This window comes from Actinacidiphila yeochonensis CN732, from assembly GCF_000745345.1.
GTDB lineage: Bacteria > Actinomycetota > Actinomycetes > Streptomycetales > Streptomycetaceae > Actinacidiphila > Actinacidiphila yeochonensis.
Map to the genome: position 1 here is coordinate 481491 of NZ_JQNR01000005.1, position 9275 is coordinate 490765.

At 74.6% G+C, this 9275-nt stretch carries 5 protein-coding genes; 1 reads left to right on the top strand and 4 read right to left on the bottom strand.

What is annotated here, in order from left to right; genetic code table 11:
* Window positions 1-150 precede the first annotated feature (150 nt).
* Window positions 151-900 (bottom strand): TetR/AcrR family transcriptional regulator, encoded by a 750-nt coding sequence (locus BS72_RS14220; protein WP_037910838.1) that lies wholly within the window; start codon window positions 898-900, stop codon window positions 151-153.
* Window positions 901-994: 94 nt separating this feature from the next.
* On the opposite strand from BS72_RS14220, the gene BS72_RS14225 reads away from it, so the two are divergent.
* The gene (locus tag BS72_RS14225; RefSeq protein WP_232792404.1) at window positions 995-2653 is read left to right on the top strand and encodes a DHA2 family efflux MFS transporter permease subunit; all 1659 of its coding nucleotides are present in this window, start codon (window positions 995-997) and stop codon (window positions 2651-2653) included.
* 98 nt (window positions 2654-2751) lie between these two features.
* On the opposite strand, the gene BS72_RS14230 is transcribed toward BS72_RS14225, so the two are convergent.
* The 3 genes from BS72_RS14230 to BS72_RS37230 form a co-directional block, all read right to left on the bottom strand.
* Window positions 2752-6789: a type VII secretion protein EccC gene (locus BS72_RS14230; RefSeq protein WP_037910841.1), complete on the bottom strand. Its 4038-nt coding sequence runs from the start codon at window positions 6787-6789 to the stop codon at window positions 2752-2754.
* A 144-nt stretch (window positions 6790-6933) separates the two neighbouring features.
* Window positions 6934-7383: a YbaB/EbfC family nucleoid-associated protein gene (locus BS72_RS32315; protein ID WP_051951102.1), complete on the bottom strand. Its 450-nt coding sequence runs from the start codon at window positions 7381-7383 to the stop codon at window positions 6934-6936.
* Window positions 7384-7388: 5 nt separating this feature from the next.
* A complete protein-coding gene (locus BS72_RS37230; RefSeq protein ID WP_198545892.1) occupies window positions 7389-9029 on the bottom strand; it encodes a type VII secretion system-associated protein in 1641 nt (546 codons plus the stop codon).
* Between the last annotated feature and the right edge of the window lie 246 nt (window positions 9030-9275).

The following is a 9275-nucleotide window of genomic DNA, read 5'->3' on the forward strand; positions in this document are numbered from 1 at the left end:
ACGGCACCAGCACGGCCGGTGGCAGACCACCACCGGCCCCGGTCTCCGGCGGCGAGCGCGCGCCGTCCTTCTCGCTCCCGCTGTTCGCCGCCGCGTCCTCGCGCTACGCCTCGGCCGGCAACCCGCACGCCCCGCGCCTGGTCACCCTGGTCAGCGGTCGTGCCGGGCGCCCGGGAGGCCGTCGATCATCAGGCCGACGGCGAAGGCGAACCGGTCGTGGACCGTGCCGGCGGTCAGCTCGGTGGCGTAGCGCTTGGTCTGGGGGAAGGTGTCGGGCAGGGCGGCGAACCGGCGCATCAGCTCGTCGCGGCTGACCACCCAGCCCTCGCCGTCGCGGCTGAGCCGGGTGCCCGCCAGGGAGACCTCAAGGGTGTAGGCGCTGACGTAGAGCGACAGCGAGTCGACCGCCCAGGCGGCGGCCAGCGGGTCGACGCCCCCCGCGAGCAGGATCGCGAGCATGCCCTCGCCGACGCGCAGGGTGTCCAGGTTGGAGGGGGCGGCGGCGAAGGCCGCCCGGGAGATCCCCGGGTAGCGCAGGTACTGGTCGCGCAGCCGGGCGCAGACGCCGACGATCTGCTGCCGCCAGCGCTCGGGGTCCGGCTCGGGCAGCTCGATCTCGGCGCAGAGCCGGCCGATGAGCAGCTCGTCCAGGTCCTCCTTGTTGACCACGTGGGCGTAGAGCGACGAGGGTCCCGTCTCCAGCGCGGTGGCCAGGCGGCGCATGGACAGGGCCTCGTACCCCTCGCGCTCCACGATGTCGAACGCGGTGCTGATGATGGCGTCCACCGTGATCGGCTTCTTGCGGCCGCCGGACGGTCCGCGCCGGCCCGCGGGCGCGGTGGGGCCGACGGTGCCGAGCTGGTGCCGGGCCGCGCGCCGTTCCTGCGGAGTCGGTGACATGCGGGCAGTCTAGCCAACCGGCGAACAGTGTTCCGCACCACGGAGAACGGTGTTCGCATTGCTCAGAACGCCGTTCCGATGTAGAACGGTGTTCGTGTCAACCGATCAGCGTTCGCCCCAGGAGCCCGCCGCCACCGGCCCCACCAGTGGCCTCATCAGCGACCCCAGCCCTGCCCTCGGCCACGGCCACGGCCACGACCCCACCCCAACCGACACTCCCGACGCCGCCGACACCACCGACCCCGACGCCAGTGGCCCCGGCACCACCAGTGACCCCGAAGCCACCGACACCGACCGCGACGCCGCCGCCACCACCGACCCCGCCGCCAGTGACCCCGACACCACCACCACGCTGCCGCTGCACGCCGCCTGGCCCGTCCTGGTCGTCGTCGTCCTGGCCGACATCATGGATCTGCTCGACTCCAGCGTCGCCAACCTCGCCGGCCCCTCCATCCGCGCCGACCTCGGCGGCGGCCAGGTGACCGTGCAGTGGGTGCTGAGCGCCTACACCGCGGCCTTCGCGCTCGGCCTGGTCACCTCGGGGCGGCTCGGGGACCTGCTCGGGCGCCGACGGCTGTTCCTGCTCGGCATGGCCGGCTTCACCCTCGCCTCGCTGGCCTGCGGGCTCGCCCCCGGCGCGGTCTTCCTGATCGTCGCCCGCACGGTGCAGGGCCTGTGCGGGTCGGTGATGATCCCGCAGGGGCTGGCCCTGGTGAAGGTCGTCTTCCCGCCCCGGCACCTGCGCAGGGCGCTGGCCCCAGTCGGCCCGCTGATGGGCCTGACCATGGTGGCCGGGCCGATCCTGGCCGGCTGGCTGCTCCACCTGGACCTGTTCGGCAGCCAGTGGCGCGCGATCTTCCTGGTCAACGTGCCGTTCGGTGTCGCCGCCGCCCTGCTCGGCCTGCGTGTCCTGCCCCGCCGCGGCGGCGAGGACCCGACCGCCCGCCTCGACCTCACCGGAGTCGGCCTGCTCACCGCGGCCTCGGCGCTGCTCGTCGTCCCGCTCATCCAGGGCCGCGACCTCGGCTGGCCCGCCTGGACCTACGCCATGATGGCCGCCGCGGTCGTCCTGCTCGCGCTCTTCACCGTCTCCCAGCGGTACAGCGCGCACCCGGTCGTCACGCCCTCGCTGTTCCGCAAGCGCGGCTTCGTCGTGGGCCTGGTCATCGTGGCCGGGTTCTACGCCTCGCTCAGCGCGTTCGTCCTCGTCCTCAACCTGCTGCTCCAGCAGGGCATGGGCTGGACGCCGCTGCGCACCGGCCTCACCCTGATCCCCTGGGCGCTGGGCACCGCCGTCGCCGTCCTGCTCGCGGGCGCCGTGCTGGCCGAGAAGCTGGGCCGCGCGACCCTGCGCCTGGGGCTGTCGATCGCCGTCGTCGGCCTGCTCGCCCTGTGCTGGTCCACCGCCCACTGGGGCGACGGCCTCACCGCCGGGAAGCTGGCACCCGCGCTGCTGGTCACCGGCTTCGGCTCAGGACTGGTGTTCGTTCCGCTGGTCGACTTCGTCATCGGCGACGCCACCGCCGAGGAGGTCGGCACCGGCGCGGGCCTGCTCAACGCCGTCCAGCAGTTCGCCGGCGCCATCGGCGTCGCCGCCCTCGGCACGGTGTTCCTCAGCCGGGTCGGCCACCCCTCCGTCCACTCCGAACTGGCCGCCGCGGAGCTGGTCTTCGGCATCGCCGCGGGCCTGAACCTGCTGACCCTGCCGCTGGTGGGCCTGCTGCCCCGGCACGCCCAGCAGGCCCACGGCTGACGGCCCAGGGCCCAGTGCCCAGTGCCCATAGCTGACCGCTGACGGTTCGCGGCCGAGGGCTCATCGCTGACGCCCCAGCCGAGGGCTCACCGCCCCCGTCAGTCCGACTGGCCGGCCTCGGTGTTCATCGCCAGCTGCACCAGCGCCGTCGGCGCCGAGCGGCGGACCAGTACGCCGCGGCCCGGAGGCTGCGACTGGGCCCGATGGCCGCTCAGGACCGGGCCCTCGCGCGGGTCGCCGGACAGCACCAGCCCGTCGGCGCCGAGCTCCTGGATCCGGCTGAGCAGCGGCTCCGAGAGCTGGCGGCGCATCAGGCCGGAGACCCGGCGGGCGAGCACCACGTGGAAGCCCAGCTCGCGGGCCTGCGGCAGGAAGTCGACCAGGGGCGCCAACGGCGACTGGCGGCCGGAGGACACCAGGTCGAAGTCGTCCACCACGATGTAGAACTCCGGCCCCTGCCACCAGCTGCGCTCGCGCAGTTGCTGCACCGTCACGTCGGGGGGCGGCATCCGCTCGGTGAGCTTGTCCGCCACCGCCTGCGCGAACGACGCCGCCGTGGCCGGGTCGCCCGCGTAGGCCCCCAGGTAGTCCGGGGGAACCAGGCCGAGCAGCCCGCGCCGGAAGTCGAAGATGATGAAGCGCACGTCGTAGGAGGTGCGGCGGGCCATCATCCCGGTGATCCAGGCGCGCAGGAACTCCGTCTTGCCCGCGCCGGAGTCGCCGAGGACCAGGAAGTGCGGCTCGTTGTCGGTGAGGTCGACGTAGACCGGCTTCAGGTTGTGCTCGGCGATACCGATGGGCACGCCGGGCGGCTCCGTCTGCGGGAGTTCGAGTTCGGCGACGGTCAGCCGCTCCGGCAGCATCCGGATGGCCGGCGCCGGCGCGCCCTGCCAGCCCTCGACGAGCTTGTCCAGCACGTCGGCCTGGGCCTCGGCGAGCTCGTCGACCGTGGTGCGGCCGTCCAGCCGCGGCATCGCCACCTGGAACTGGATGCTGGGCGGGGCCAGGCCGCGGCCGGGCGGCACGCTGCCGAACGCCTTCGCGGCCCGGCGGTCCACCTCGGACTCGGAGGGCTCGTTGAGCCGCAGCTCCAGCCGGCCGGTGACGGCGTCGCGCAGCACGGTGCGGATGTCGCCCCACCGGTTGGCGGTGAGGACCAGGTGGACGCCCACGTTCAGGCCGCGGCCGGCGATGTCCAGCACCGCCGCGTCGATCTCGCCCATCTCGTTGCGGGTGGCACCCCAGTTGTCGATCAGCAGGAACAGGTCGGCGGTCCGCATCAGCGGCGGCAGCCCGCCGGCCGCCCGGCGCCGCCGGAACTCGGTGGCCGAGTCGATGCCCATCCCCCGGAACTGGAGCTCCCGTTCGGCGATCAGCTGGAGGACCTCCGCGAGGGTGCGGCGGGCCTGCGCCAGGTCGTGCCGGCCGGCCACCCCGCTGACGTGCGGGGCCCGCGCGAACGGCAGCAGCGAGCCGCCGCCGAAGTCCAGGCAGGCGAACTGCGCCTCGTCGGGGGTGTGGGTGAGCATCGCCGACAGCATCATCGTGCGCAGCAGTGTGCTCTTCCCGGACTGCGGGGCTCCGACGATCATCAGGTGGCCGGACTGGACGAAGTCCGGTACCAGCGGCTGCTGGAGCTGCTGGCTCGGGATGTCCACGACGCCCACGGGGAAGCGCAGCCGGCCCCGGTACGGCCACCACTCGGCCGTCAGCCCGCGGTCGGGGCGGACGCCGGCCGGGCCGGTCAGGTCGTCCAGCGGGATCACGGCGGGCAGCGGCGGCAGCCAGACCTGGTGGGTCGCCTGACCCGCGGTGCTGAGCCGCCCCACGACGACCTGCATCTGCGTCGGGGTGCCGGCCGCCGGGCGCGGGCGCTCCTGCTCCGGCAGGCCGCGGGGCTCCGCGTCCGGGTCCGGCGGCACCCGCAGGCCGAACGGCACGGCGACAGCGCGGGGCAGGCCGACCGGACGCCGCGCGGCGGACGGCTCGTGCGGACCGGAGATGTGGGCGACCCGGAACCGCTCGTACACCGCGTCGGCGACCTTCAGGTACGCCGACCCGGGGATCGGCGGCAGATGGTAGGCGTCCGGGGTGCCGATGACGACCCGGGACTCCGAGGCGGAGAAGGTGCGCAGGCAGATGCGGTACGACAGGTTGGCGTCCAGACCGCGCAGCCGGCCCTCCTCCAGCCGCTGGGTGGCCAGCAGCAGGTGCATGCCCAGGGACCGGCCGACCCGGCCGATCTGGACGAACAGCTCGATGAAGTCCGGCCTGCTGGTGAGCAGCTCGCCGAACTCGTCGACGATGACCAGCAGGTACGGCAGCGGTTGCAGCGGGCTGCCGTCCGGCGCGGTCTGGCCGGCGGCCCGGCGCAGCTGGTAGTCGCGGACGTTGTCGATGTTGCCGGCGTCGCGCAGGACGCGCTGCCGCCGCTGCTGCTCGCCCACCAGCGCGTCGCGGACCCGGTCCACCATGGCCAGGTCGTCGACGAGGTTGGTGATCATGCCGGCCACGTGCGGCAGCCCGGTCAGGCCGGCGAAGGTGGCGCCGCCCTTGAAGTCCACCAGCACGAAGCTGAGCAGGTCCGGGGAGTGGGTGGCGGCCAGGCCGGTGACGAGGGTGCGCAGCAGCTCGCTCTTGCCGGAGCCGGTGGCGCCGACGACCAGGCCGTGCGGGCCCATACCGCCCTGGGCCGCCTCCTTGAGGTCCAGCAGCAGCGGCTGCCCGTTCCCGTCGAAGCCCAGCGGCATCCGCAGCACGGACTCCTCCTCGGCGCCGACCCACAGCGGCTCCGGGTCGAAGGAGTCCAGGTCGTCGATGCCCAGCATCCGCGGCAGCGACATCACCTGGGCGAGGACCTCCTCGCCCTCCACCGACAGCCGCAGCGGCGCCACCGCCCGGGCGATGGCCTCGCACAGCTCCGGCTCCGGCCACTCCGCGAGGATGCCCGCCACCTGCGGGGGCGGGGTGGCGCCGCGTTCGGTGCGGCGGCGGATGTCCAGGGTGAGCGCGCCGTCCCTGCCGACGCGGACCAGGGTGTCCGCGTTGGTCGGCTCGTCGGTCTCCCGCTCCACGACGCACAGCACGGTGATCGCGCTGTGCGGGCCGGCCACCGCCAGCAGCTCCCGGACGGTCTGCGAACGGGCCCAGTTGGTCCGCGGGTCGTAGCCGTCGAGGACGACCACCAGCCGGCGCCGGGCGTCGGGCGCGTCACGGTCCATCAGGCCGCGGCGCTGGGCGGGCTGCTCCGCGACCCGGTCCAGGACGGTCCGCAGGTAGTCGGCGACGCCGTGGAGCTCCTGGGCGACCAGCGGGACGACACCGGCGTCGCCGGACGCGTCCGGTTCGTGGGTGTGCGGCAGCCACTTGGCCCACTCCCACTCGCCGTCCCCGCCGACGACGACCACGCCGACGTCGTCGGGGGCGTGCAGCACACCGATCTGGCAGACGACGGCGCGCGCCACCCCGCGGGCCACCTCGGCCGGGCCCAGCACGCTGACCACGCCGCCCTGGGACAGGTCCACCACCGCGGGCTGGCTGCCGACGGTCGACATGGTCTCGATCAGCCGGTCGGCCGCTCCCTTGGCCCGCGCGTCGTACTCCACCGTGGGGTCGTTGCGGGAGGCCATCCGGATCGGGGTGGACAGCGGCGCGGAACCCACGCCGACACACACCCGCAGGAAGTCGGGGTCGGTGACGCGGCGCTCCCAGACCCGGCGGCGCCGCTCCGCGATGGCCCACAGCCGGTACGGGGACGGGTACGCCCAGGCGGCCACCGCGCGCTGGCTCTCGGCCACCTGCCTGGCCACCGCGCGCACCTCGACGAGGTGGGCCAGGTAGCGGTCGCGGGCCCGGAGCTTCTCCCGGCGCGCGGTGCGGCGCGTCTGCATGCGGATGCCCAGGGTCATGATGACCGACACGACCACGAAGCAGATGCCGAGCAGGACCATCATCTTCTTGCCGCCGGACATCATGTAGGCGGCCATGCTGATGCTCGTCATCAGCGGCGTGATCATCATCAGCAGGTTGTTGGCGTCCCGGCCCACCGGCTGCGGCGGTGCCGAGAGGACCACCGGCTCCGTGGGCAGTTGCGGGGCCAGGACCCGGGTGGGCCGGTGGAAGATGATCCGGGACATCAACGCTCTTCGTCAGTCACGGTGGTTCGCGGGCAGGAACAGGCCCGGCAGACCCTGGAGCACCTCCACCGTAGGAGTCCAGGTCCGGCCGCCGGTAGCCCCCGTTTCCGTTACGGCCCGGTGTCCCCGATCGGGGACACCGGCTCAGCGCGTGCCGTCGGTTCCGGGCAGCCGGGGCAGATAGGGCAGGGGCGACTGCCTGCCGTCGGACCGCCGGGCCGGGGTCTTCGGCATCACCGGCCCGTTGTACGAGCTCGGTGTCCGGGTCAGCTGGTCGACGATGTCGGTGAGGCCGCCGGTCACCTCCCGCATCCGCGTGGCCCGTTCGGCGGCCAGCGACTCGTTGGCCTCGTCCACCGCGGCCATGACCATCTCGGAGAGGGCCCTGGGGTTCTCCGGGTCGATCACCGAGGGGTCGATGTCGAGGGCCACCAGCCGGTTCTCGCCGGAGACGACCGCCCGCACCATGCCGCCGCCGCCGTACCCGGCGGCCTCCATCTTCTCCATCTCGGCATGGGCGCTGGTCACGGCCCGGTTCATGTCCATAGCGCGGCGGGTCAGCGCCGCGAAGTCGGCCATGGGGTTCTCGGACACGGGGGTCACTCTCCTTCGTCGGGCCGGCTGTCCGGCTGGTCGGCCGGGTGGCCGGCCGGGGCGGGGCCTGTTTCCTGGGCGGCGGACGGTTCGGCGGGCGGGGCTGCGGGCGGTTCGGTGAACGGGCCCGCTGCCGGTTCCGCGGACGGTTCGGCGGCCGTTTCGGCGGCCGTTTCGGCGGACGTTTCGGCGGACGGGGTGCGTTCGGCCAGCACGATGACGCCGAGCCGGGCCAGCGAGCGCAGGTACGCCTCCTCCGTGCGGGTGCGCAGCCACAAGATCTCACCCGGCGGCACGGCTGCGGGCACCGGTACGTCGGTGATCGGCGCGTAGAAGCAGTCGACGAGGAGCAGCGGGACGGGCGCGGACCACTCGGCCGGCTCGGGCTGCCGGTCGCGGTCCCCGTTGAGCAGCTCCCACTGCTCGGGGGTGCACCCCTCGCTGCCCGCCTCGACGTTGACCGCCGCCTGCGTGGTGACCTGGGTGCGCACGGCGTGCCCGATCCGGGCCCGCGCGGCGTCCACCGGGTCGGCCAGGTCGGCGTAGCCGGGCAGCAGCGCGCCGAGCAGGGCGGCCGGCTCGTCGGCGTACGTCCGCCGGGCGCCGCCGTCGTGGATCATCTCGTAGCGGTACGGCGTGCCGTCCGCGCGCAGGGGCGGGGGCCGGGCGGGCCACCCGGCCGGTACCACGTGGTGACCGCGGCGGCGGCCGCCTCCGTCACGACAGGTTCCCGAGGTTCGTGCCGGCCGGGCCGGAGGGGGCGGCGGGACCGGCCGGGCCGGCGGACTTCCGCGCGGTCCGCGCGGGCCGGGCCGTCCTACCGGCGGGCGCGGCCGGAGGCTGCGCGGGGCGGCGGGAGCTGCGGGGGCAGCGGGGGCCTGTGCCGGGGTGGCGGGGCCTGTGCCGGAGCGGCGGGGCGGCGGGGCCTGTGCCGGGGCCGCGGGCCCGCCGTCGGCAGCGGCGGTGCGCGCGGCGGCGATCGCCTCGCGCAGCGCGTCGGTGTTCACCGACATGCTCACCGGGGCGGACGGGTTCAGGAAGATCTCGTGGCCCTCGGGCAACCGGGCGAGCAGGTCGGGCACCATGAGCGTCTCGTAGGCGAGGCGGCCGGCGTACTCCAGGTACTCCGGCGAGGTGAACACCGGCACCACCGGGGTCTGCTCGTCCGGTGCCAGCGCGGACAGCAGCCCGCCGCCCGGCGCGCGGAACACGGCGACCTCGGCGGTGGCGAGGGCCGCGGTCACGTCCTCGGCCGGGCCGTACCCGGTCGCGGCGAGCCGCACCGCCTCGTCCACCGCGTCGGTGGCCTCCGGCCATTCCAGCGCGTACGGCGAGGGCTTGTACTCCGGGTTCGCCTGCCACTCGACGATCTCGCCGTCCGCGTCGGAACGCCACTGGCCGATCCTCGCCCACTCCGGGGGAGTCCCCTCCCCCTCCCAGGTCGGGTCGACCACGCCGAACCAGTGGTCGGGCGCGAGCCTGGCCGCCTCGCGTATGGCGTCGGGCACCGGAGGCATCTCACCGGAGCCACCGTCGCCGTTGTCGCCGTAGCCGCCGTCCGGCACGGGCGGCTGCGCCGCGCCGGGGCCGCTGTCCGCCGGGGTGCGGAGGGCCGGCGGCTGCGCCTCCGGAGTCGTGCTGCTCATCGGTCGTCTCTCGCTTTCACTCGTTCTCGGCGCCGCCGCGCGAGGCGGCGGCGCCGGCTGGTCATGGCCGTCTGGTCATGACCCGTTGGTTGTGGACTACTGCTCTCCTGCCTGCGGCCCACGGCGGGCGGGCACGGACGCCGCGCCCGGAGTGGACCGGGTCCCCGATGCCCAGGAGTCTCCTTGATGCCGTCCGGGGCCGGCTGTCGGGGGTGCCGTCACGGACCCGGGACGCGGCCGGTGCCG